General features: G+C 64.0%; 23 protein-coding genes and 1 other RNA gene. 14 read left to right on the forward strand and 10 right to left on the reverse strand.

Annotated elements, in window-relative coordinates; all coding sequences use genetic code 11:
• The first annotated feature begins 10 nt into the window (after positions 1 to 10).
• Together OKA05_RS05230 and OKA05_RS05235 are read left to right on the forward strand one after the other, a co-directional pair.
• On the forward strand, positions 11 to 1,426 hold the full coding sequence (locus OKA05_RS05230; RefSeq protein ID WP_264486054.1) for a permuted SH3 domain-containing protein: 1,416 nt from the start codon (positions 11 to 13) through the stop codon (positions 1,424 to 1,426).
• A 5-nt stretch (positions 1,427 to 1,431) separates the two neighbouring features.
• The gene (locus OKA05_RS05235) at positions 1,432 to 2,586 is read left to right on the forward strand and encodes a prenyltransferase/squalene oxidase repeat-containing protein (RefSeq protein ID WP_264486055.1); all 1,155 of its coding nucleotides are present in this window, start codon (positions 1,432 to 1,434) and stop codon (positions 2,584 to 2,586) included.
• 84 nt (positions 2,587 to 2,670) lie between these two features.
• On the opposite strand, the gene OKA05_RS05240 is transcribed toward OKA05_RS05235, so the two are convergent.
• From OKA05_RS05240 to OKA05_RS05270, 7 genes are all read right to left on the reverse strand, one after another.
• Complete coding sequence (locus OKA05_RS05240; RefSeq protein ID WP_264486056.1) at positions 2,671 to 3,402, reverse strand: DUF4184 family protein; 732 nt, start codon at positions 3,400 to 3,402, stop codon at positions 2,671 to 2,673.
• Positions 3,403 to 3,926: 524 nt separating this feature from the next.
• The gene (locus tag OKA05_RS05245) at positions 3,927 to 5,267 is read right to left on the reverse strand and encodes a dihydrolipoamide acetyltransferase family protein (RefSeq protein ID WP_264486057.1); all 1,341 of its coding nucleotides are present in this window, start codon (positions 5,265 to 5,267) and stop codon (positions 3,927 to 3,929) included.
• A gap of 74 nt (positions 5,268 to 5,341) precedes the next feature.
• Entirely contained in the window at positions 5,342 to 5,653 is a 312-nt protein-coding gene (locus tag OKA05_RS05250) for a hypothetical protein (protein WP_264486058.1), read from the reverse strand.
• A gap of 102 nt (positions 5,654 to 5,755) precedes the next feature.
• On the reverse strand, positions 5,756 to 6,142 hold the full coding sequence (locus tag OKA05_RS05255; protein WP_264486059.1) for a hypothetical protein: 387 nt from the start codon (positions 6,140 to 6,142) through the stop codon (positions 5,756 to 5,758).
• 142 nt (positions 6,143 to 6,284) lie between these two features.
• Positions 6,285 to 7,271 (reverse strand): alpha-ketoacid dehydrogenase subunit beta, encoded by a 987-nt coding sequence (locus OKA05_RS05260; RefSeq protein ID WP_264486060.1) that lies wholly within the window; start codon positions 7,269 to 7,271, stop codon positions 6,285 to 6,287.
• 71 nt (positions 7,272 to 7,342) lie between these two features.
• Positions 7,343 to 8,425 (reverse strand): pyruvate dehydrogenase (acetyl-transferring) E1 component subunit alpha, encoded by a 1,083-nt coding sequence (pdhA, locus tag OKA05_RS05265; protein ID WP_264486061.1) that lies wholly within the window; start codon positions 8,423 to 8,425, stop codon positions 7,343 to 7,345.
• A 44-nt stretch (positions 8,426 to 8,469) separates the two neighbouring features.
• Positions 8,470 to 9,051, reverse strand: coding sequence for a DUF6580 family putative transport protein (locus OKA05_RS05270; protein WP_264486062.1), 582 nt, complete (start codon positions 9,049 to 9,051; stop codon positions 8,470 to 8,472).
• Positions 9,052 to 9,139: 88 nt separating this feature from the next.
• Between OKA05_RS05270 and OKA05_RS05275 the strand changes: the two genes are divergently transcribed.
• The 6 genes from OKA05_RS05275 to OKA05_RS05300 all read left to right on the forward strand — a co-directional run bounded on the left by OKA05_RS05275 (position 9,140) and on the right by OKA05_RS05300 (position 14,898).
• Positions 9,140 to 9,523: a cytidine deaminase gene (locus OKA05_RS05275; protein WP_264486063.1), complete on the forward strand. Its 384-nt coding sequence runs from the start codon at positions 9,140 to 9,142 to the stop codon at positions 9,521 to 9,523.
• Positions 9,524 to 9,621: 98 nt separating this feature from the next.
• Complete coding sequence (mnmG, locus tag OKA05_RS05280; protein WP_264486064.1) at positions 9,622 to 11,514, forward strand: tRNA uridine-5-carboxymethylaminomethyl(34) synthesis enzyme MnmG; 1,893 nt, start codon at positions 9,622 to 9,624, stop codon at positions 11,512 to 11,514.
• A 462-nt stretch (positions 11,515 to 11,976) separates the two neighbouring features.
• Complete coding sequence (locus tag OKA05_RS05285) at positions 11,977 to 12,450, forward strand: hypothetical protein (RefSeq protein WP_264486065.1); 474 nt, start codon at positions 11,977 to 11,979, stop codon at positions 12,448 to 12,450.
• Positions 12,447 to 13,334 carry a hypothetical protein gene (locus OKA05_RS05290; RefSeq protein ID WP_264486066.1) on the forward strand — a complete coding sequence of 296 codons (888 nt, stop codon included), beginning with the start codon at positions 12,447 to 12,449 and terminating at the stop codon, positions 13,332 to 13,334. The genes OKA05_RS05285 and OKA05_RS05290 overlap by 4 nt, the downstream gene beginning before the upstream one ends.
• Before the next feature lie 96 nt (positions 13,335 to 13,430).
• Entirely contained in the window at positions 13,431 to 13,934 is a 504-nt protein-coding gene (locus OKA05_RS05295) for a hypothetical protein (RefSeq protein ID WP_264486067.1), read from the forward strand.
• A gap of 379 nt (positions 13,935 to 14,313) precedes the next feature.
• On the forward strand, positions 14,314 to 14,898 hold the full coding sequence (locus tag OKA05_RS05300; RefSeq protein ID WP_264486068.1) for a hypothetical protein: 585 nt from the start codon (positions 14,314 to 14,316) through the stop codon (positions 14,896 to 14,898).
• A gap of 234 nt (positions 14,899 to 15,132) precedes the next feature.
• On the opposite strand, the gene OKA05_RS05305 is transcribed toward OKA05_RS05300, so the two are convergent.
• Complete coding sequence (locus OKA05_RS05305; protein ID WP_264486069.1) at positions 15,133 to 15,525, reverse strand: acyl-CoA thioesterase; 393 nt, start codon at positions 15,523 to 15,525, stop codon at positions 15,133 to 15,135.
• Between the two features lie 264 nt (positions 15,526 to 15,789).
• Here OKA05_RS05305 and OKA05_RS05310 point away from each other — a divergent pair, with 264 nt between their 5' ends.
• The 4 genes from OKA05_RS05310 to OKA05_RS05325 all read left to right on the forward strand — a co-directional run bounded on the left by OKA05_RS05310 (position 15,790) and on the right by OKA05_RS05325 (position 21,306).
• Positions 15,790 to 17,550 (forward strand): hypothetical protein, encoded by a 1,761-nt coding sequence (locus OKA05_RS05310; protein WP_264486070.1) that lies wholly within the window; start codon positions 15,790 to 15,792, stop codon positions 17,548 to 17,550.
• A 102-nt stretch (positions 17,551 to 17,652) separates the two neighbouring features.
• Positions 17,653 to 19,161: a trypsin-like peptidase domain-containing protein gene (locus OKA05_RS05315; RefSeq protein WP_264486071.1), complete on the forward strand. Its 1,509-nt coding sequence runs from the start codon at positions 17,653 to 17,655 to the stop codon at positions 19,159 to 19,161.
• A 73-nt stretch (positions 19,162 to 19,234) separates the two neighbouring features.
• Complete coding sequence (locus tag OKA05_RS05320) at positions 19,235 to 20,569, forward strand: OmpA family protein (RefSeq protein ID WP_264486072.1); 1,335 nt, start codon at positions 19,235 to 19,237, stop codon at positions 20,567 to 20,569.
• Entirely contained in the window at positions 20,569 to 21,306 is a 738-nt protein-coding gene (locus tag OKA05_RS05325; protein WP_264486073.1) for a M23 family metallopeptidase, read from the forward strand. The genes OKA05_RS05320 and OKA05_RS05325 overlap by 1 nt, the downstream gene beginning before the upstream one ends.
• A gap of 26 nt (positions 21,307 to 21,332) precedes the next feature.
• On the opposite strand, the gene ffs is transcribed toward OKA05_RS05325, so the two are convergent.
• Positions 21,333 to 21,427: signal recognition particle sRNA small type (gene ffs, locus OKA05_RS05330), an RNA gene on the reverse strand.
• A gap of 60 nt (positions 21,428 to 21,487) precedes the next feature.
• On the opposite strand from ffs, the gene OKA05_RS05335 reads away from it, so the two are divergent.
• Together OKA05_RS05335 and OKA05_RS29410 are read left to right on the forward strand one after the other, a co-directional pair.
• Entirely contained in the window at positions 21,488 to 21,760 is a 273-nt protein-coding gene (locus tag OKA05_RS05335; RefSeq protein WP_264486074.1) for a type II toxin-antitoxin system Phd/YefM family antitoxin, read from the forward strand.
• Positions 21,761 to 21,808: 48 nt separating this feature from the next.
• The gene (locus OKA05_RS29410; protein ID WP_369335600.1) at positions 21,809 to 22,033 is read left to right on the forward strand and encodes a PLD nuclease N-terminal domain-containing protein; all 225 of its coding nucleotides are present in this window, start codon (positions 21,809 to 21,811) and stop codon (positions 22,031 to 22,033) included.
• A gap of 1 nt (position 22,034) precedes the next feature.
• Here OKA05_RS29410 and queA read toward each other — a convergent pair whose 3' ends face one another.
• Positions 22,035 to 23,027: a tRNA preQ1(34) S-adenosylmethionine ribosyltransferase-isomerase QueA gene (gene queA / locus OKA05_RS05340; RefSeq protein WP_264486075.1), complete on the reverse strand. Its 993-nt coding sequence runs from the start codon at positions 23,025 to 23,027 to the stop codon at positions 22,035 to 22,037.
• Positions 23,028 to 23,097 lie beyond the last annotated feature (70 nt).

A 23,097-nucleotide genomic window follows, 5' to 3' on the forward strand; every position in this document is an offset into this window, starting at 1 on the left:
CCCGCGCCCGATGAAATACCTGTCCCTCCTCGCAGCCTCGCTCGCCGCGGCCCCCGCCGCCGAGATCACTGTCGAAACCAAGCCGTTCCGCATCGAAAGAAGTTTCGCCGCGACGCTTCTTCCGGCCAAGCCACACCTCATCGCAATCGACCCCGAGGGCTGGGGGGACTTCACCATCGAGACCATCCTTCCTCACGGCAGCGCCGTGAAGAAAGGCGACGTGCTCGTGAAGTTCGATCGCGAGTCCTATGACCGGAAGCTCGAGGACACCCGCCGCGCGGTGCAGGCACAGGCCTTGAGCCTCGCCAGCCAGGAACTCGCATTCCTGAAACTGGAAGAGGAGACAACCCTGAAACTGGCGAGCGCGAAGCGGGCCCAACGCGTGGCCGCCGAGGAACTCGCCTACTACACCGCCACCGGCCGCAAGACGCAGGAGGAAGAAGCGGCGGACAATCTTGAATCCGCCAAGCGCCGTCTGGAAGCCGCGCAAGAAGAACTCAAGCAACTCCGCATGATGTACGATGCGGACGATCTCACCGAGCAAACCGAGGAGATCATTCTGAAGCGTCAGGAGTTCGCGGTGAAGTCCTCTGAACTCGATCTGAAGCACGCCGAACTTTACACGAAGCGCACGCTCGACGTGCTGTTGCCGCGCAAGGCCGAGGGTCTTGACTCCGACGCCAAGAGCACCTCCATCGAGTTGGAGAAGGCCGAGAAGAATCTTCCGCGAGCACTTGAGAGTGCACGCCTTGACCTTGATGCCGGTCGCATCGGTGCCGCCCGCAGCAAGCAGGATCTCGCCGAAATGGAGAAGGATGGTGCCTTGCTCGAGCTCAAGGCTCCGGCCGATGGGATCTTCTATCATGGTTCGCTGGATGAAGGCCGCTGGTCGCTCGGCGAGCTCGCCAAGTTGCTGGTGAAGGGTGGCAAGGTTCCCTTCATCCGTCCCTTCGCATCCGTCGTCCCGGTGGAACCAGACCTGCGTCTGGTCGCCCACGTCGATGAAGCGACCGCACGCACGTTGCGCAAGCCGCTGAAAGGCAGCCTGACCGCTGCCGGTCGTGAGGACGTCGCGCTTACCGCCACTTTGGAAGAAGTCGCCACGCTTCCCGCCGCCGATGGGAAGTATCGCATCGACCTGACGCCCGAGTGGCCGGAGGACGAGAAGCTCGAGTTTCCCGCCGACCTCGAGGTCGCCGCCGGCATGAATTTCGACTGCCGCTTCATCGTTCACCAGAACGACCAAACGATCACACTGCCCGCAAAAGCCCTGCAACCCGCGGCCGGCGGAACCTGGACGGTCCAAGTCAAGATGGCCGATGGCAAGGGTGAGTCACGCGTGGTCACCCGTGGCCGGGTTTCCGGCGACAAGGTAGAGATCACCAGCGGCTTGGAAAACGGACAAGTGATCGTCGTGCCCGACTAACAGCCGTGAAGCACATCCTCTTAGCTCTCGTTGCCACCGCCTCGGCGATCGTCGCCCAGGAGAAGCCGGAGGCGGAGGTGAATCCGTCAACCATCGCCGCCTCGATCCGGCGCGGTGTCGACTTCCTCATCGAGGACCAAAATGAAAACGGCTCCTGGGGTGGCGCGACGAGGACCAAGGGACTGAATATTTACGCGCCGCTGCCCGGTGCGCATCATGCCTTTCGTGCCGGGGCCAGCGGGCTCGCGCTTTCCGGACTCATCGACAGCGGGGACACGCGGCCCGAGACCCTGGCTGCGATTGCCAAGGGCGGAGCCTGGATGGAGGCCGAGCTGCCGAAGCTCCGCCGTGCCGACCAGACCACAACCTACAACGCGTGGGGCCATGCCTACGGCATGCGGGCATTGACCCGGCTCTATCAGACCGCGAAGGACGATGCCGCGAAGGAGAAGTGGAAGCGACTCGCCCAGGAGCAGTCCGACCTGGCCAACCGCTACATGGATCTCAATGGCGGCTGGGGATACCTCGATATCTACGACGGTCTCGCCACGCAGAAGCCGACGGGCATCACCACGTGTTTTACTACGGCCACCGTACTTCTGGCCATGCGCGAGGCGCGCGACGTGATGGGGATCAAGCTCGACGAGAAGATCGTGAAGGCATCGCTCGCCAGCATCGAGCGCCAGCGAACGCCGGACTTCTCGTACGTCTATTCGCACAGCCACATCTACCGTCCACGCGTGCCGATCAACCGGCCTGCCGGTTCGCTTGCCCGCAGCCAGGCGTGCAATGCCACGCTGCGTGCCTTTGGCGAGGTGAAGGTGACCGATGCCATCGTGGACGAATGGGCGAACCGCTTCATCGAGCGCGAGGGTTTTCTCAGCATCGGTCGCAAGCGTCCGGTTCCACACGAGACGCACTTCCAAATCTCCGGCTACTTTTACTACTACGGCATCTTCTACTTCACCGAGTCGGTTGAATTCCTGCCCCCGGCCCAGCAGCCGGCGCATGCGGCGAAGCTCGCGAAGGTCATCCTGCACCGTCAGGAAAAGGACGGCTCATGGTGGGACTATCCGCTCTACGACTACCACCAGCCCTACGGCACCGGCTACTCGCTGATGGCGCTGTCGTGGTGCCGGGAAAAGCTGAAGCCGCAATAGCAGGCTGCGGTAAGCAAGCTCCACTGGAAGCGTCGCAAGCACTTGCCCGAGATTGGGATCCTCTGCCCTGTTAGCCTCCGCGGCTTACCTGGAAAATTTCCATTTCCACACCCGCGCCTGCAGCAGCAACGCGTAAGCGAGATACCCGCAGGCCCAGACCGACATCGAATACACCACTTCGCGAAAAACGAAAACGCGCCATTGCCGGGCTCCTTCATATTGGCTCGCAAAGTTCCACGCCGGAAACAAGGCAGCCAGTACCGCAACAACCGCCAGCATCGCGAGCAACCGGGCATTGCCATCCTTCACATCGAGCCGGACCTGCCCTCCAAGCTTCCGGTACACGATCGCCAGAATCACCATCCCGACGATCGAGCTCGCATGCTGGAGCCAGTGATAGACCGGCCACTCTAACAAAGGAACTCGCGAGACCACCCAGCCACGTTGGTGCGTGAAAGAATCCCATGCGTTGTGCGACCAGATTCCTAACAGCAGCGACAGCGGCACCCACAGCAGGGACGACGCCTGCCAACGTGATCGCTCGATCACCACGGCCACCATGGCACGCAAGCGCGGTGGCAAGGGCCGGATCAGGAAAATCCCCGCAAGCCGGCAAACCAGCCACACCAGAGCCGCTACCGGCAGCGCCCGAGTGAACGAGCCCGTGAACGAATGCGCTCCCCCGGCAAAGGCAAAGCGGTGGACGAAGTAACCGAAGTCCGGTGCCATGCTGCCAATCACCAGCGCCAGCGGATCCAGACGCCGCCACCGGAAGAAGGGAATCACCGCAACCGTATGGCTGATCGTGAACGGCATGATGACGTTTCTCTCCCAATAGTAGGAAAGCCCAATGAAGCGGCAGTGAATTTTCAGGAATCCATCTCCCCGGCATTCGCGATCCTCGCGCACCGAAGTTCCGCGATGGAGGGCAGCGATGATTCCGGACGCTCCGCTCTGTTAGCGGGATGTGAACAGCTCGGGAACGAGCCGGGGCAAATCCGCGCAATGCACGCCGGCCTTGAACCTTACCCGCAGTTGCCCGGTGGTTTTACCCAAGCTCCGATGGCCGTGGAATCCCCATGGCAGAGCGGTGGAACAGGAGTTTCACCCGCTTGTTCACATCCTTAAGATGAAGAGTTTCGTTTGGTACAAAAAGATCCCTTCTTAGAGCGTGTGAAGAACTTCCTGCCTCGCAGGGGTTAGAGAGCCTCTCCAACGATTCATCGAAGGGGTCAGGAGGACATGGAAGAACGGGAAGGGCTCTGTTGGGCACGGAGAGGGCACGAGAAAGGCGTGCGACCCGTGAGGGCGGACGCCTTGGGAAAGGGGCTCGGCTTCGCTCAGACCAGCATCAGGGCCGGTTGCTCGATGAGCTTCTTCACTTCCGCCAGGAAGCTGGCTGCCACGGCACCATCCACGACGCGGTGGTCGCAGCTCACGCCGAGATTGATGCGCAGGCCGGGGACGATCTGGCCGTTCTTGACGACCGGCTTCTCGATGGCTGCACCGACCGAAACGATGAGGGCCTGCGGTGGATTGACGATGGCGTCGAAGCTCTCAATGCCCCAGGCACCGAGATTAGAAACGGTGATGGTGCCGCCGTCGAATTCGCTCGGCTTGAGCTTCTTGTCCTTCGCGCGGGCGGCGAGGTCCTTCACTTCCTTCGAGATCTGCATCACCGACTTGGTCTCCGCCTGTTGGATGACGGGGGTGACGAGGCCGTCTTCCACGGCGATCGCGACCGAGAGGCCGACGTGCTTGAAGCTGACGATGTGGTCGCCGGCGAAGGAGGCATTGACCGCAGGCACCGCGACGGTTGCATTGATGACGGCCTTCAGGACGAAGTCGTTCACCGAATACTTGTTGCCGTGGGTTTGCTCGGCCTGCGCGTTGATCTGCTTGCGCAGGGCCATCAGCGGGCCGGCATCGGCTTCGACGTGGAGGTAGAAATGCGGGATGGTCTGCTTCGAGGTGAGCAGGCGCGAGGCGATGACCTTGCGCATGGAAGACAGCTCGATGCGCTGGTCGCCTTCCTTGGCGGTGGGAAGGATGGCGGTGGAGATCGATGCGGCCGATGCAGGGGCAGCAGCGGCGGGTGCCGGTGCGGTACGAGACTTGGCGGCGGCGGCGAGGCCGGCGGCAGCGCTGGCTTGGGTCGACTTCGCGGTGGGCTTGGCGGGAGAACCACCACCCGCCACCACGTCGGCGCGGACGATGCGGCCAGCCGGGCCGGTGCCACTGAGCGAGGCGAGATCGACGCCAAGTTCGCCAGCGACCTTGCGGGCCAGTGGGGAAGCCTTGATGCGGGAGCCATCGCCGGTGGTGGCTGGTGCGGGAGCGGCGGCGGTCGCAGCAGCAGCCGGGGCGGGCGCTGCGCTGGCTGCCGGAGTTTCAGCAGCAGTAGGAGCACTGGCGGCTTCAGGAGTCGGCGCCGATCCAGCGTCGTCTCCATCCAGCACGGCGAGGGTGGCTCCGATGGCGGCCTTTTCACCTTCCTGGATGAGAATCTCGGTCAGGGTACCTTCGTCGAAGGCTTCCATTTCCATGGTGGCCTTGTCGGTTTCGACCTCGGCGAGGACGTCGCCGATCTCGATGTTATCGCCGACTTTTTTGTGCCACTTGATGAGAGTGCCCTCGGTCATGGTGTCCGAGAGCTTGGGCATTTCGATATTGATGGCCATGGATCTGGTGAAAAGGGAGTGAGGCGGACGGAGATTGCGAATTCACAAGGGCATTTCCAGTCTTTTCCCGGAAGTCAGCCCTGCGTGACACGGATGACCTTGCCAGCCTCGATCGTGAAATTCAGCCGGTCGGGGCGGTGGTCCATGGTCACCGGGCGCGATTCGCCATCCACGGAGATCACCCGCCATTTCACGCCGGCTTTGTCTGCCATGGCGCCTGCAGCCTTTTCGTCCATGCCCACGTAGCTCTCCGGCTTGGCCGGGTCGGTCGATCCTGCGGCGGGTGGCGGCGGGACAGGGGAGTCCGGCTTAAACTCGGGCTTCGACTCGGGTTTGCAGGCGGCGAGCGAAAGGATGATCGCGAGACTGGCGAGAATGGTGTTCACCCACCACGAATCTAGCCGCCGGGCTGTTGGGGCAAGGGGAAAAGCAAAACGGAGGCCGTTGCGGGCCTCCGTTTCAAAATCAGCTTTTCGGCGAATGAGGGATTACTCGGCGAGATCCTTCATCGTCGGGATCAGGCCCAGGTGCGGGCTGCCGCTGCCGCCTTGCATGGAGGCTTCCTTGATGGCGCCGTTGCCGGAGCCGCAGCAGCCGTCATCCGGGCAATAGAAGCGGACGCAATCCGGGCACTTGATGCGGACCTTCTTGGTCACGGTCTTGTAGCGCGGCACCTTGGTTTCCTTCACTTCGGTCATGCCACTCTTGGCATCCACGACGACTTCCTCGCGGACGATGTCGTAGCCGCAGAGTTTGCGCTGATAGGTTTCCTCGGTGTAGCCAGCGCTGCCGGACTTGAGTCCGAACATCGAGCAGCAGGAGGAAAGACCCAGCGACAGGGCGATGAGAGGCAGAATGAGGAGCAGGTTTTTCATGGAGTCGAGTGGTTAGAAGAGGCAGCAGCAAGAGCTGGAGGCGAGGCAGAGGGCCACGAGGCCGACAGCAGCAAGGGCTTTGATCATGGTGTCAAAATGCTAGGACGGGAACCTTTGGTGGCAATGAAAAACACCGTCGCGATCAGCGCAAAGACAGGACTTTTTCAACAATCCGGCGCGGATTCGGGAGCTGTTCGTCCTCGATATGTTGGGAGTATATCGCCGGTGCATCCATTGTGGTGACACGCTTGATCGGCGCGTCGAGGTAGTCGAAGGCCTCGCTCTGGATCAGGTGGGAGACCATGGCGGAGACACCGCCGAAGCCCTTCGACTCGTCGACGAGCACCACGCGGTTGGTCTTCATGACCGTCTTGAGGATCGCGTCCACGTCGAGCGGGCGGATCGAGCGGAGGTCGAGGACGTCGGCTTCGATGCCGTGTTCTTCCTTCAGGGTTTCCGCGGCGGCAAGCGCGTGGAGGACCGAGCGACCGTGGGAGATGATCGAGACATCCTTGCCCTCGCGCTTCAGGTCGGCGACGCCGAGCGGAATCACGAAGTCGCCATCGGCCGGATCCGGCACTTCGCCGGTATTGCCGTAGAGCTTGGTGTTCTCCATCACGTAGACCGGGTCATTGTCGCGGATGGCGGCCTTGATCAGGCCCTTGGCATCGGCCGGGGTGGCCGGGGCGACGACCTTGAGGCCTGGGAAAGCGGCGAAGAGGCCTTCGGGGATGTGGGAGTGGGTGGCACCGACGCTGGTGCCGCCGTTGGCCGGGCCGCGCATCACGATCGGGCAATTGATAAGGCCGCCGGACATATAGCGGACGCAGGCGGCGTTGTTGACGAGCTGGTCGAAGGCGACGGAGTGGAAGGACCAGAACATCAGCTCCATCACCGGGCGGACGCCGAGCATGGAGGCACCGATGCCCATGCCGATGAAGCCGGCTTCGGAGATGGGGGTGTCGACGATGCGCTTGTCACCCCATTTGGCCCAGAGGCCTTCGGTGACCTTGTAGGCGCCGTTGTACTGGGCGACTTCCTCGCCCATGACGACGACGTTCGGGTCGCGGGCGAGTTCCTCGTCGAGGCCTTCACGGAGGGCTTCGCGGTAAGTGAGCGTGCGGGACATGGAAATGATGCGTGTCGGGGATCGGGATCCGTGGAAGTACTAGAGTTACCGTAGTTCAGTTCAGCCCGGCCTCAGTCGGTGAAGAAGTGGCGGCCGATCTTGGAGGCGGGCGTGTTGTTGTCGGTCTCCCAGTAGACGTCCTCCATGATGGACTCGATGGTCGGGGCGGGGGAGGAGTCGGCGAACTTCACGGCGGCGATGGCTTCCGCCTTGGCTTCCTTGTCGATGGCGTCGAGCTGGTCCTCGGTGATGACGCCTTCCGCGACGAGGCGCTTCCGCCACTGGCGGATGGGATCGAAGTTGGTCTTGTAGTCCTCGATTTCCTCGGGGGAGCGATACTTCTTGTGGTTCGCGTCCGCGATGCTGTGGCCGTAGTAGCGGTAGGTGGTGATCTCGAGGATGGAGGGCTTGTGCTGCTTGCGGGCGCGCTCCATGGCGATGTGGGTCTTGGCGCGGACCTCGTAGAGATCGGAACCGTCGATCACATCCCACTCCATGTCGTAGCCTTCGGCGCGTTGGGCAAGGCAGCCGCGGTAAGAGGACGAGCGCTTCTGGGAGGTGCCCATCGAGTAGCCGTTGTTCTCGATGACGTAGACGACGGGGAGCTCGAACAGGGCGGCGATGTTGAGGGACTCGTGGAAGGCGCCCTGGTTCACCGCACCATCGCCGAGGTAGCAGAGGGCGGCGCCTTCGCGGCCGAGATACTTGAGGCCGTAGGCGAGGCCGAGGCCCAGCGGGGTCTGGCCGCCGACGATGCCGTGGCCACCCCAGAAGTTCTTGTCAGGGGCGAAGAAGTGCATCGAGCCGCCCTTGCCCTTCGAGCAGCCGGTGGCCTTGCCGAAGAGTTCCGCCATCAGGGGATTCATTTCCATGCCCGACATGATGGCGTGGCCGTGGCAGCGGTAGGCGGTGATATTGTGGTCGTGCTCGCCGCAGAGGGAGAGGGTGCCGGCCGCGACAGACTCCTGGCCGATGTAGAGGTGGAGGAAGCCACCAATCTTGCCTCCCTGGTAGTACTTCAGCGCTTCCTGCTCGAAGCGGCGAATGCGGACCATCTTCCGGAAGAGCTCGATCTTTTGCTCGGCGGTCAGGGCCTTGTTGACCGGTGAGCCGGCGAAATCGAGACGGGGCGTGTCGGCGGTGACAGAGGACATGGACGGGGCGGAGATAGGGGCGGAAACAGGTTTGGGGCAAGCACTTATCGGGTATGCAAGGCGGCCGGAGCGGCGGCCTCGCGGACCGGCAACCACGAGCGACGGGCAAGCAGGAATAGCGCCGTGAACACGCCGTTTGCTGCGACCAGATTGCGGAGGAAAATCCAGGTCGGCATTTCACCCGGACGACCGGTCCAGAGTGCCTGCCAGAGACCCTCGCCGGACTTCGCATAGGTCGGGTCGGCGAGCCAGACGGCGGTATTCGTCACGAGGTGGAAGAGCAGTGCCGCGACGACTCCGCCGCCGAGCACTAGGGCCGGGGAGGGGGACTTGCGCAGCGGCAGGGCCATCACCCCGGTGAGCAGCAGTGCAAGGAAGGCGACCGTCACTCCGCCGTGGGCGAAGGGCGCGTAGCCCTGGAGCATGCTCGCGAGCGGATTGCTGATCAGCCACGCGGCGATCGGCAGGGCCCAGGCCTTGGTCCCGCGGAGGAAAATGATGCTGCACAGGAACAGCGCGGGCAGCGGCTGGAAGTTCGGCATTTCATGCGAAAAGGCGGCCCCGAGGCAGCGGAAGGCGATCAAGAGTGCCAGCAGCACGAGGGCCGGAATCCAAGGACGTTGCATGCCTTTTCCCTGCCTGATCCGGGCGACTCGGGCGAGTCGAAAATGCGCAAGCTTGCCACCGGCGGGACCGCTATTGTCTGCTTGGCGTATGGATTGGGAGCCCCTCATCGAAGCCGCGTGGCAGGTTCGCGAGCGCGCCTATGCCCCTTACTCGAAGTTCCACGTGGGAGCCGCCCTGTTGGCGGAGGGGAAGATCATCCCGGGCTGCAACGTCGAGAACCTATCTTATGGGCTGACCAACTGTGCCGAGCGGGTGGCGGTGGGTGCTGCGGTCGCCGCCGGGTTGCGGGAGATCGAAGCGGTGGTCGTGGTGGCGGATACGGCGGTGCCGATCTCACCTTGCGGGGCGTGCCGGCAGGTGCTGGCGGAGTTCGGGGATCCGCTGATCTGCTTGGCCAGCCGGACGGAGCGGCTGGTGTTTCGCTTGTCCGAGCTGTTGCCGAGGGCGTCGGCGGGGATTTTGGATCGATAGGTCCCATGGGTCTTATGGGACCCATTTTCGGTTCCACGTGGAACATTTCCCTCGGCCTTGCCGCTGGCCGCTGCCCCGCGTAGTCTCACCGCCCTCGCATGTTCCGCTATCCCAAGCGCTACGACGTCCTCGTCATCGGTGCCGGCCACGCCGGTGTGGAAGCCGCCCTCGCCGCCGCCCGGCTAGGGGCGCAGGTCGCTGTGCTCACGCAGAACCTCGACACCATCGGCCAGATGTCCTGCAACCCGGCCATCGGCGGCTTGGCGAAGGGCCATATGGTTCGGGAGATCGACGCGCTCGGCGGGGCCATGGGGATGAACACCGATGCCACCGGCATCCAGTTCCGGATGCTCAATGCCTCGAAGGGTCCCTCGGTCCGTGCGCCGCGCGCCCAGTGCGACAAGAAGGCCTACCAATTCCGGATGAAGTGGGTGCTCGAGTCCACCGCGGGGATCGAGCTCCATCAGGGGAATGTTGCCGATATCCTTGTCGAGGGCGACCGCGTCACCGGCATCACCACGTCCCTCGGCATGGAGATTCAGGCTTCGTCGGTCGTCCTCTCCGCGGGCACCTTCATGCGCGGGCTGATGCACGTCGGGCTGCGGAACGAGAAGGGCGGCCGGATGGGTGATGCCACTTCCACCGTTTCGGATTCTCTTAAGCGGCTAGGGTTCCACGTGGAACGTTTTAAGACAGGCACCCCCTGCCGGTTGAATGCCCGGTCGCTCGATTTCACGAAGTGCGAGCCCCAGTATGGGGACACCCCGCCGCCGCTGTTCTCCTACCTCGCCGACACGATTTACCGGGAGCGCGATGACGTTTTCACCCTGAATCCTTGGGCGGAGTCGGCGTTCCACGTGGAACAAATGCCGTGCTGGGTGACCTACACCAACGCTGCCACCCACGACATCATCCGTAGCAATCTCGATCAGTCCCCCATGTATTGTGGGGTGATTGAGGGGGTGGGGCCGCGCTATTGCCCTTCCATCGAGGACAAGGTCGTGCGCTTTGCCGAGAAGGACCGCCACCAGGTCTTCCTGGAACCAGAGGGCCGCCACACGCACGAGTACTACGTTAATGGCGTGTCCACCTCGCTGCCCTACGAGGTGCAGCTCAACTTCCTCCGCACCATTCCCGGCCTGGAGAAGTGTGAGATCCTTCGCCCCGGTTACGCGGTGGAATACGACTACTGCCCGCCGACCCAGCTCCACCCGACGCTGGAGACGAAGCTCGTCGCGGGCCTCTACTTCGCTGGTCAGATCAATGGCACCTCCGGCTACGAGGAGGCTGCCGGTCAAGGCCTGCTCGCCGGGGCCAATGCCGCTCTCAAGGTGGCCGGGAAGCCGGACCTGATCCTCCGCCGCGATCAGGCCTACCTCGGCGTGATGATCGATGACCTCGTGACCAAGGGCTGTACCGAGCCCTACCGCATGTTCACCTCGCGGGCCGAATACCGCCTGCTCCTCCGCCAGGACAATGGCGACCTCCGCCTGACCCCGCTCGCCGCCGACATCGGCCTCGCCCACGGGGAACGCGTGAGCCGGATCCGCGAGAAGCAGGCCGAGCTGGAGCGCGCGCTCCGCTGGGCCCGGCAGGCCGTCCACGAGGGCGTGAAGATCGACCACTGGTTCCGCCGGGTCGAGAATACCGCCGAAATGCTACCCGACGACCTTCGCGGAGAGTTCCACGTGGAACTTTGGCCGATCATCGAGACCGAGCTGAAGTACGAAGGCCACCTCCAGCGCCAGCAGGTGCAGGTGGATCGCATGGCCCGCCACGAGGACAAGCGCATCCCCGCCGACCTCGACTACACGGCAATCCGCGGGCTGAAGAAGGAGGCGCAGGTCAATTTCGGCCGCATCCGCCCCGCCACCCTCGGCCAAGCCGGCCGCATCTCCGGCATCACCCCGGCCGACGTCGCGATCCTCGCGGTGTGGTTGGAAAAGGGCGGTCGGCGGGATGTTGCCAAGGCCACCGAGGCGGAGTCATGAATGGGGGTGGATGGATGTCCTCCCCGCGCCTAAACCCTTCTACCGGTCCCGGCTCTTCTGGGCTGGCGTGCCCGGGCTAGCCTTTCTCGTTTGGGCTTGGTTCGTTCCAAGAGTCGAATGGAGGCTGATATGGATCGGCCGCCTCTCGTCAACCGACTTCGTCTATGAGCCCGGGGTAGTGGGTATCATCCGGTCGACGATGAATCCCGATTATGGAGTCACCCACAGCAACGTGGGTTTCCAGCAAGGGATCCGGAGCATAGAGCCCAAGGATCGTGAATATTTCGCGTGGAGCCTGGCTTGGAGCACGGAAGCCCCCCACGATCCGCGGCTTCGACTCTCCCGTCTTACCATTCCCTTTTGGTTTATCGTCCCGCTCTACGTGGCGTGCTGGCTGAGCTGGGTTTGGGGGTGGCAGCGCCGGAACGCACGCCTTCTGAGAACCCCTGAAGCTCCGCCGCCATGATCCGCCCGTGGTATCGCTCGCGGCTGTTCTGGTTCGGGCTCTTCTGGCAGCTCTTCCTCGTCTGGGCGTGGGGCGATGCCGGGGCCTACCGGTCGGTCTTCTCCTGGGGCCAGGCCGACACGGCGATGTGGGTGGGCCAGGATGAAGGGAGCATTGTCGTCGGCAACCTCCGCTCCACGGAGTTCCACGTGGGAGATTTCCTCGGATGCTCGGATGGCTTGGAGCTGGAGAGGCGGCCCACTGTCACCGAGCGAGGGAGGCTGGTCTGGAAGCTACCGGCGGCCTTCCGCCATGAGCGGGAGAAGAGCAGCCTCGGCTTGAGCGGCACGCTGAAGTTCCAGAGCCGCCGGCTCCATGTGGCGTGGTGGGTGGTCGTTGGGATCTCCGTGGCGGCGTGGTCGGGCCTGATGGTCTGGTGGCAGTTTCGGCAGGCACGCGCGCTGAAACTAGCCACCACACCACTGCCATGATCCGCCCTTGGTACCGCTCGCTGGGGTTCTGGCTCGGGTTGCCGGGAGCCCTATTCCTGCTGTGGGGATGGTTCGCGAACCCGTTGCTCTATGGATCGCTGCGGATAACGCTTGGGGAGTATTGCCTGACTTTGTCCGACGATGGGCGGTCGGCAGAGATTGATTGGGAAATCTATGGGCAGGGTCGCCTGATGGCTCCTAGGGTGCATTTTCACCGATTCATCGCCGGCGGGACTTGGATCCTGTCGCAACCCGAGCAGCAGCTCTTTCCGTACAGGGTCCAAGAGTATTACTATCATCTCGGTACGCGATCGATCCCGGAGCTGAGAATTGCCTACTGGTTCCTGCTGCTGCTTTACCTGTCCGCGTGGACCGTTCTCTACGCGGGATGGCAACGCCGCCAGGCCCGCCTCTTGGAACTTCCCGCCCGCCGACCCGCCTTCCTGCGCTGGGATCGCGCTTGGATTCCGCTGCTCCTGTGGGCGGGTCTGATCTCCGTAGTCGCTGATTCGGTGGATCGCCGGACACGGGGATGGCTGGGCGGTGGGAAGTTCCACCTTGGCTGGTCCCACACGCGGGGCCTGCTCACGGCGACGCTCTTTCACGAGGTCTATGCGCCCGGGGGCGTGGACTTCCAGTGGGGGATGGTCCGCGAGGAGTGGTCTGGAGAACGGAGCTCGACCGCCGGATGGACTTCCCGACGCTGGCCCAAGGTGATCGGCGGCGGCCAGGCGTTCCCGTACTGGTGGGAGCTGAGGTTTCCCACGATCCCCTTGGTTCAGATCTTTCCCATGCTCTGGCTGGCAGGGACATGCTGGCGATGGCACCGCCGCAAAGTCCGGACTGTGAAACTTCCAGTCACTTCTTCCGCGCCGCCGTCATGAATCGAGCTTCGGCCATGGGCGCTAATCGCTGGTAATTAGGCCAACAATATTGACAATTTCACCAAAGGCGCGAAACCGCCGCGCCATTCTTCCTCCATGATCCGCCCTTGGTATCGATCCCGGCTGTTCTGGCTCGGGGTTCCCGGCTTCTTCTTTTTCCTGTGGGCGTGGGGGAAGGCGAACACGACGAAGGTCGTGACTTATCTGGGACCGGGCTGTGGTTGGGCGGCTTCAGGCTACGGGAAATTCCTGTGGTTTGCCGTGGAAACGACCGGAGACGAGCTGGTCGCACTGGACCTCCGGGAAGGAGAGGCCTCAGAGGTGTCCGACGAGCTCGAGTACTATAACTCATCCTTCCCTTCGTTCGCCGTGCCACGTTTCCACACTTCGGTTTCGTCGCATCCTTCCCCCGCGCCCCCGTGGTTTCCTCCACCGCGCTGGCAGGCAGAGCGGCTTGATAACGGCTCCAGCTACTGGTTTCTCTCTCTTCCTTACTGGCTGTTGATCGCAGGCTACACGGGCATCTGGCTCGTGGGGCTGGGCGGGTGGCAGCGACGGAAGGCGCACCTGGTGGAGCCTTCAGCGACCCCTCCGCCATGATCCGCGGGCACCCGCGGACCGCCGCAGCGTTGCCAAAGCGCCGCCATCAAGCCCATGGTAACGGGGGATGGGAATGGCTGAATCTCCGGCGTCGACGCCCTTTTATCGCTCGCGCGGGTTTTGGTGCGGGGTGGTGGGGCTGCTGCTGCTGCTCGCCGGCTGGTGGCATTCTTTTGCTAGTGGCCGGGGCCGGACGTGGAGCTGGACCCAGTCCAGCGGGCGGACCTTTTATGCGTCCCACGGGGCCGGCGTGTTGACTCTCGGGGTGACGGAGTGGACGACCAGTCCTCGCCTTCGGATCCACACGCGACCCGGATTCCGGCAGTCGTTCTGGGGGATCTCGAACCAGCAGTCCGGCCGGTGGTATTTTCCCTTGGGAATGAAGTTCCAGCCGTTCTCGATACACGTCCGGCATTGGTGGTTCGTGGCGGTCTATCTGGCGGTGTGGCTGCCGTGGTGGTGGGCTCGCCATGGCCGGCGGCGGCCGCGGCCGCCACGGTTTCCCGGGTCGGTGCGGCCGTGGTTTCGCTCGCCGTTTTTGTGGGGAGGCATTCCGGGAGCAGTGCTTCTCATGGTGGCGTGGGTCGACTCCACGGGGCACCGCTCTTACGTGGGATGGGGTTGGACCACGCCGGGCGGGCGCTTCATCGGTGCCGGTGCCGAGTCGGCGGCGGGGCAAGTCGCCGGGTGGGTGGGGCGGCCGTATCGCGAGAGCACGGGTATCCAAAGCTTCCGGCAAAGGTGGGTGGCGGGGAAACCACCGGCGACCGCGGTCCCGGCGCGGGAGAAGGGGAAGCAACGTTTTCGGTTCAGCTACCTTTCGGTGACGGCGGCTTACGGGGTCGTGTGGCTCGGGCTGTTTGCGGGAGCGGAGGCGTGGTCCCGGAGGCGTGCGAGACGGGAGCTGAATGTTGTGAATGCGGGGCTTGATGAAGGTCTTCCGGCGGGAGGGGAAGATCGCTAGAGAGTGAGATCGTCGGTGCCGCTGGGAGAGCGGGCCGCTGGCCCGCCGAACGGTCCCTGACGGCATTCCTCTTCATTCGGAATCCGCGCGGATCACCTCAAATCTCCACTGACCTCCTCCTATCGATGTCCGCCTGCAAGCGAACGGCGGATTCGGCAGCGAGGACTTTGAGAGGCAGCGATGTCCAAGGACCATTCTGCGGGCCAGCGGCTCCGCGATCCCAGCGGGCCGCGGCTACCAGGGCAACCTCACCGGCTTGCCCTCGGGCATCTGGACGAGCGCCAGGCATTGGCGGCAGGTGATGAGCAGGGCGTCATCGCTTTCGCGGCGGACTTCGAAGGCGCACCAGAAGCGGGCGCGTTGGACTTCATCGAGGCGGCCGTGGATGAGCAGGGCATCGCCGAGGGTGGCGGGGCGGCGGTAGTCGATCTCGGTGCGGACGACGACGGGGTAGAGCTTGGTGTCCGCCATGCCGCGGAGGTCCATGCCCATGAGCCCTGCGAGCTTGGTGCGGCAGGTCTCGATCATGCGCAGGTAGGCGAGATTGTGGACCACGCCGCCGATGTCGGTATCGAAGAACATGACTTCCTCGCGGGTGCTGTGGCGGAGGTCGGCGGGCAAGGGCATGGGGGGAGGAAGAATCAGCAATCACCAATCATCAATCCTCCAATCACCAATCAGAGTGCCTGAAGAGAGGAGGCTATCGCCAAAGATGGAGCGGGTGATGAGGGCGAGCGATCCGTTCCGCATAGGCGCGCCGCATTTGCCGCGAGGCCGTCATTCTTCCAAACACTTCGATTGGTGATTGGAAGATTGGTGATTGCCGATTGGGCCCTTCTCGCCGCAATTCTCCCTCGCGGCGACACGTATCGGGCGGTTAGTATGAGTGCCATGCGATGCTTCTCGCGGGGATTTTTGATGGGGGGTGCCTTGTTGCTGCCGGCGATGGCGGCTTTCGTGCCGCCTGCGGAGGGGCCGGTGCCGTTTCGCCGGGATAAGCTGCCGGTGGACGTGGACACGATGACCGCGCTGTCGCGGCAGGTGATCGTTCTGGCTGCCGCGGAGGACGGCGAAGGGGCTGGGGAACGCCGGGCCGTGGCGCAGATGGCGGCGCTGGCCCTGGCGCTCGACCCGGCGAACCGGCAGGCGCGGGACCTGATCGCGGCGGCGGCCAAAGGCGAGAAGCCGGGGACGTCGGATGAAAAGGAACTTGAGCGGGCGCGCAATCGCGCGTGGCAGACGCTTTCCTGGCTGGAAATGCCGGAAGCCGGCACGGACGCGAACGCGCTCGCGGCTTGTCTCGGTGACGTGCTGGCGGTGGCGGATCCACGGCACCCCAAGGCGAAGGAGCACTCCGGCGAGAAAGGGGCTTGGAAAGACTGGGTGGCGGCAAAGGAGGCCTTTCAGACCAAGGAAGCGGTGAAACCGGTGGAACCGGACCCGGAATCGGGAGACGGCGGCGAGAAGCCCGTGAAGCCGGCGGAGACACTGGCCCTAGCCGACCTCGAGCTGGCGATGCCGCTGTGGGTCCAGAATGTCGAGACCGGCGAGGAATCGCTGCAGGCGGTGAAAGTGACCTTTCACGGCGAACTCTCCGGCAAGGGGAAGACGGAGTTCATGGTGGCGGGGGAAGGCGTGTCGGAGCGCCTTGCGAAACCCTTTCGCGCGCTGGAGACAGCCATGACGGCACGCCACGGGAGCTTGCCCAGCGGGCTGACGGTGTCGCTGGGATTTGGCAAGGCCACCTACTCGCTGCCGCGCAATGGCAATGCACTGACCGGCACCACGGCGCTGCTGCTGGAGGGCGCGCTGACGGGCAAGGTGCCGACGGCGATCACGCTGGCGCAGGTGGGAGAGGGCGGGAAGCTGGAGCTGCCGCCGAAATTCTGGAAGTCATTGAAGGCCTTGGCGGCGATGCCGGGCGGCGGGCGGGTGATCCTGCCGGAACAAGCGGCGGAATTCCTGCCGTCGCTGCTGACCATGGACCAGGCGGCGTTTTTCATGAAGCGGGAGATCCTGCTGGCCAGCACGGTGGATGAGCTGTGCGACTTGGCCGCCGCCACTCCGGAAGGGGCGGCGGGGGATGCGATGAAGAGATTCAGCGAAATCCGCAAGGTGGGTGAGGGGAAGGCGCTCGGCACCTTCGCGGCGCACCCGGCCACCCAGCAGCGGCTGAAGGAGCTGACCGATGTGATGCCGAAGCACGCTTCGGCGCGGATGCTGGCCTTGCAGGGATCCGGCGCCCGGGCGCGCTTCCTGCCGCGCCAAGTGCTCGCGCGAGAGATCCGCACCGCGCTGGAGCCAGCCGCCATGTTGGCGAATCTCCAGATAAAAAACGGTGACGACGAAGCGGACCACGGTCTCGACAAGGCCCATGAGACGAGCCGCACGATGCTGGATGCGCTGTCGGGCTACATCGACATTCGCGACCGCGACCTCCACAAGGCGGCGCTGGAGGTCACCGATAGTCTGCGCACGTTGTCGCGTTTGATTTCCAAGGAGGAGGACAACTTCGGGAACGTCACTCCCAAGAAAATGCAGGCCGTCAAGACCGCGCGCGACGGCTATCAGAAGGCCATCCGCGATCTCACCACCGCCGCGGGCGATGAGGCGGACTACCCGCTGCCGAAGGCCGGTGGGGACGACAATTGATCCCGGCGACCCTCTAACCGGGGGGCGGTGGCGGCGGGATTTCCTTGCTTTGGCGGTCCTTCCGCGTCCTGTATCACCCACACCCTCACCCCCTTACATCCCATGCAGCAAGGCATTCGTCGCCTGGTGGCATTAGCGGCCGTGTTCGCGGTCGCATTTGGCGCCGTGTATCTCATTCGCAACGGCCCCCAGGGCTTCACCCGGCTGTGGACCGGAGGCAAGGCGGACGACAACCCGGAATTCCGCCCGGAGCGCTACACCCTTTCCGACCGCGCCCCGCTGGAATTGGGGGACGTGGAACTACTCGCGCGCCTCGACGCGGAGTATACCAAGCTGACCCAGGCCGTCGTATCCTCGGTGGTGAGCATCGATACCACTGGCACGCGGGAGCGGCGGTTGTTCGATGGCTATGGCCGGATGCGCTTCCAGTCCGTGCCGACCCAGGGGCAAGGCTCCGGCGTGATCGTCAGCCATGAGGGTCACGTGGTGACGAACTACCACGTCATCGCCGATCAGGAGAGAATCCAGGTGACCCTGCCGATGGAGGGCGGAAAGCCGGGCAAGTCGTTCCCTGCCACCTTGATTGGTGAGGACCGGCTTCTCGACATCGCGGTGCTCAAGATCGAGGGCGACGGCTCGAAATTCCAGCCACTGAAATTCGGCGACTCCAGCCAGGTGCGGCCGGGGCAGAATGTCTTCGCGATCGGGAATCCCTTCGGCCTCGGCGAGACGATCACGCGGGGAATCATTTCCGCCGTGGAGCGCTCCCTGTCCGACACGCAGCGCGATCTCTTCCAGACGGACGCGGCGATCAACCCGGGCAACTCCGGCGGGCCGCTAGTGAACTTGCAGGGCGAGATCATCGGCATCAATTCGGCGATCTTCACGCCGGACCGCGACAAGCCGGGTTTCCAAGGGGTGGGCTTTTCCATCCCGTCGAATGACGTGAAGGACACGCTGCACTCGATCCTGGAGCGCGGCCGGCCGGTGCGCGGCTATCTCGGCGTACGGATGCTGGAGGGCGGCGTGGTGGTGGCGGTCGGGCCCGAGTCGCCGGCCGAGAAGGCGGGGCTGAAGGAGAACGACGTGATCCTTGCCTTCGACGGCAAACAGATCCGCGATACCACGCAGCTCATCAATCTGGTCCAGCGCACCCGCGTGGGGCAAAAGGTGCCGCTGCGGATCTGGCGCTCCGGCAGCGAGCTGACGCTGGAGGCGACCATTACCGAGAGCCAGACCGAGACGGTGGAGATGCCGTCGATCACCCAGGGCAAGATCCGCGACCCCGGGGAAATTCTCGCGGCGATCGGCCTCGATGTCCGCGACCTGACGCCGCAGGAGCGCTTGCGCGGGTTCAGTGGCGTGGTGGCCGCCCGCATCCGCCCGGAGGGCTTGGCAGGAAACCGCATCCGCTCCGGCGATCTGATCTTCGGGGTGAATGAGAGCCGCATTTCGAACTCGATGGAGTTCTACCAGTTCCTTGCAGCCTCCGTCGCCGTGCAGGCGACCACCGTGCACCTTTTCCGGAGCGGGCAGCACATGACGGCGAACTTGCCGGTGCTCCCGCGCAAGGAAGAGAAAGAAGAGACGCCGGATGACCCCGAGCGTTGATCCGGGGATAAAGCGGTTGTCGACCGGACGTTGAAGGGGCATCCCTTTCCTTGCGCCACTCCGGCGCTCCGCCATGCAAGAATCCCGCTTTCCGCTCGCCTTCCTCGCCGGGGCCATCGCCCTGGCCGCCGCCGTGGGTGCCCTCTACGTCTACCGCGGAAAATCCGTACCCGCACCGCCGCCGCAAGCGCCGGTGGTGGTGGAAGAAAAGAAGCCGGCCCCCACGCCGGAGACCATCCCGGCGAATCAAAAGGAGTCGGTGGTCGATGGCCCGGTGGATCCGGAAGCCGCGCTGGCGAATGCGGGGGTGGGACTGGCCGTGGTGAACCCGGCGGAGTTGCTTGGTCAGATCGGCACCGCGCTGGAATCCGGCGACTTTGAGAAGCTGGGGCAGTTGATCGGCAAGCAGGCACTGGACGATGGCACGCGCAAGCGGCTGGCCCAGCTCGCGACCCAGGCACCGAAGCTGCGCAAGCCGAATGCGGTGCAGGAAGTCGGCGAACTCGAGCTCAACCGCCGCGCCCGCTGGGCGCTGTGGCTGGATGGCGTGGAAGCCGGCCGCGACCGGATTTTCTTCGACCTCCAGCAGGAGGCCGGCAAGTGGTCGGTCCAATCGCTGGTGCTGCCGCCCGGTCCCGGCGAGCCGGTGCCAAAGGCGGTGCTGGTCGACGCTCTCGGCATTGTCGATGCCTTCCTGCAGGCGACGCTGCACCAGCAGTTCGAGCTGGCGAAAGAGTTCGTCGATTCCACCACCGTCTCGGACGCGAAGATCGCGGGGCTTTGCATTCTCTTCGAAGACGGCAACTACAAGCTGCGGCCGGACAAGCCGCTGCGCGCGATGTTCCAGCGGCCGGATACCTGCGGCTACATCGCCCGCGTGGTGGCCGCGGATGGCACCGATGCGGCGGAGTTTTCCATGGTCCTGCGCCAGCCGGAGAAAGACGGCCACTGGCGCGTCACCGACATCAACCTGGACCAACTGCTGGCCGATTACGCCAAGCGAGTGGCGGGTGGCGATGTCTACTACACGCCGCTGGTAAAGAACCCGAAGGGCGGCGACACGCTAGTACTCTATTTCGACTTCGATGAAGACACGCTCGCGCCGCGCACGCAGCGACAGCTCGATATCGTGGCGCAGATTCTCAAGACGGATCCCGACAAGCAGCTCACCCTTTCCGGTCACACCGACGCGCTCGGCACGGAGCCTTACAATGAAAAGCTCTCCCTCCGTCGCGCGAATTTCGTGAAGGAGTATCTGGTGAAGACCGGCGTCGCGGAAAACCAGGTCATCACCTTGGCCAAGGGCCAGTCGCAGCCGCGCCGGCCGAACTTCACCGAGAGCGGCGAGGACAATCCCGATGGCCGCCGCGTCAACCGCCGCGCCGAGATCTATCTCGACTTCGACTGATGGTCGCGCGCTCGCATCTGGTCTTCCTGTGCACTGCGGCCGGCATGCTCGGCATCGCGATGTGGCAGGATCGCCCGCCGGTGGTGCCACCGATCGAGGCACTCACTGGCTTTCAGGATGCCGATGCGCCGCTGCTACTTCCTTCCGATGGTCAACCGCGCTTCCGGCTGCATCAGTTCTCCGCTTGGCAGCTCGTGGAGATCCCGGCTGCCACCCGCTTTGAAAGCCCGCTGGGTTCCGAGCATGGAGCCCTGACTTGCAACGACCAGAAGTTCTGGGAGCTGAATGCCGAGCGCGGCGGTCATCACACCGGCGATGATTTGAATGGCATCGGCGGAGGGAACAGCGACCTGGGCGATCCCGTTTTTGCGACGGCCGATGGGCTGGTTTCATTCGTCGGCGAGCCGTCGCCGGGTTCGGGAAAGACGATCATCGTGGCGCACCGCGACCGCGAGGGCCGCTTGCTTGAGTCGATGTATGCCCACCTCGATCGCATCGACGTGGTCGCCGGTGCGTTGGTCGCCCGTGGCGCGAAAATCGGCACCGTCGGCACCGCGAACGGCTACTATCCGGCGCACCTGCATTTCGAGATGCGGCGCGGCGATGGCATCGACGTTGGGTCAGGCTACAGCATGCTTCCGCTCAATCGCCTCGACCCCGCGAAGACCATCGCGGAACTCGCGGGGAGTGCCCCGGACGAGCTTTCGCCTTCGCCCTTGGCGGCCGCGCTCAAGTAAGGGGCGGCGAGGGGAAAGAAAAAGAGTGCTGCCAGGGAACCGCGGCAAACCCGGACAAACTACCGTTGCTCCGATCAAGGCCTGGCGGGATTCGCCTGCCGAACCTCCACGGCCCCTGACAGCAGGCGGAGGAAACAGCGCCGGCCCGCCTGTGGCAAGCGGTTTGACACGGACGCGCGACATGACCATCAATCTGACCATGAGGAGGAGGGTGAACATCACCGGCCTGAAGTCCCGGCTGTCCGAATTTGTCGGGATGGCCGAGGCAGGGGAGGAAGTTCTGATCTGCCGCGGCAACCTCCCCGTGGCGCGGCTTGTGCCTTTTGCGGCTCCGGCCGGAACGCCTCGCAAGCTCTCCGAGATTCGCGGGTGGCTGGACGATGGAGACGATTTTCAGCGCCGACTTGAAGCTCGTCGGGCTCGTGTTGCGGGGGATGGCAGCTGCTCGTCGTGAGTAATCACTCCTTGCCCGAGCCACTCGATACCGCATAGCGTTTTAAAGATGGATCAACTTTGCTTTGTCAGCGGTCTGGGGGGCCAGGAACTGGCTGTAATCTGTTTCCTCTTGTTTCCTCTGATTCTCTCACTGGTGGCCTTGATCCAGTGTCTGTCGGCCAATTTCCCGCAAGGAAGCGAGAAGATCGTTTGGGTAATCGTTCTGCTGGCCCTTCCTATTCTCGGTCCGATCCTCTGGTGGACTATTGGGACCAAGAAGACTTTGAAGTGATTCACACCAGAAGCATGCAATCGCCGTAGCTGTAGAAGCGGTAGCGCTCCCGCACCGCTTCGCGGTAGGCCTCTATCACCAGCTCGCGGCCGGCGAAGGCGCTCACCAGCATGATCAGCGTGCTCTCCGGCAGGTGGAAATTCGTCAGCAGCCCGCCGATCACGCGGAACTCGTAGGGCGGATAGATGAAGATGTCGGTCGCGCCCCGCTGCTCTTCGTCAACCAGGCGTGTCGTCGTGCCCGACTTTCCGAGATGCTCCAGCACCCGTGTTGCCGTGGTGCCGACGGCGACTACCCGTTCGGCCTCGTTCACCCGCCGGGCGGTTTCCTGTGAAAGCAAGTAGCGCTCCGAGTGCATCTCGTGCTCTTCCGGCGTGTCCACTTGCACCGGGCGGAACGTGCCGACGCCGACGTGCAGTGTGAGGAAGGCATGCGGCAGCTTCTCTAACATCTCCGGCGTGAAGTGCAGCCCCGCGGTCGGCGCGGCGATGGCGCCTTCCTCGCGGGCGAAGACCGTCTGATAGCGCTCGCGATCCACCATCTCGTCATCGCGACCCATGTAATGCGGCAGCGCGAGATGACCATGGCGGTCGAGGTCCACCGGTACTTCCCAGCGGATCAGCCGGTCGCCATTGTCGAATACTTCTACTACGGTTCCAGTAGTTCCGCCGACGATCACCGGCTTGCCGATGCGCATCTTCTTCCCCGGCCGCACCAGGCACCGCCACTCCAGCGGCGAGAGGCGGTCCAGGCAAAGCAGCTCGATCTTGCCATCGTCCGAGAACACCCGCGCCGGGATCACCTTGGTGTCGTTCAGCACCAGCAAGTCGTCCGGCCGCAGGTATTCCGGAAAGTCGCGGAACATCCGGTGCTCGATCTTCCCCGAGTCACGGTGCACCACCATCATCCGGGACGCTGCGCGTTCCTCCAGCGGCCGCGAGGCGATCAGCTCCGGCGGCAGGTCGTAGTGGAAGTCGCTCGTCCGCAAACCCATGCCCCGGCTGTAGCGGTGACGACGGCCGTCGGCAAGAGTTGCGGAGATTGACCGGTCATGGCCGTTCCCT

This window comes from Luteolibacter arcticus, from assembly GCF_025950235.1.
In the GTDB taxonomy this organism is placed as follows: Bacteria; Verrucomicrobiota; Verrucomicrobiia; order Verrucomicrobiales; family Akkermansiaceae; genus Haloferula; species Haloferula arctica.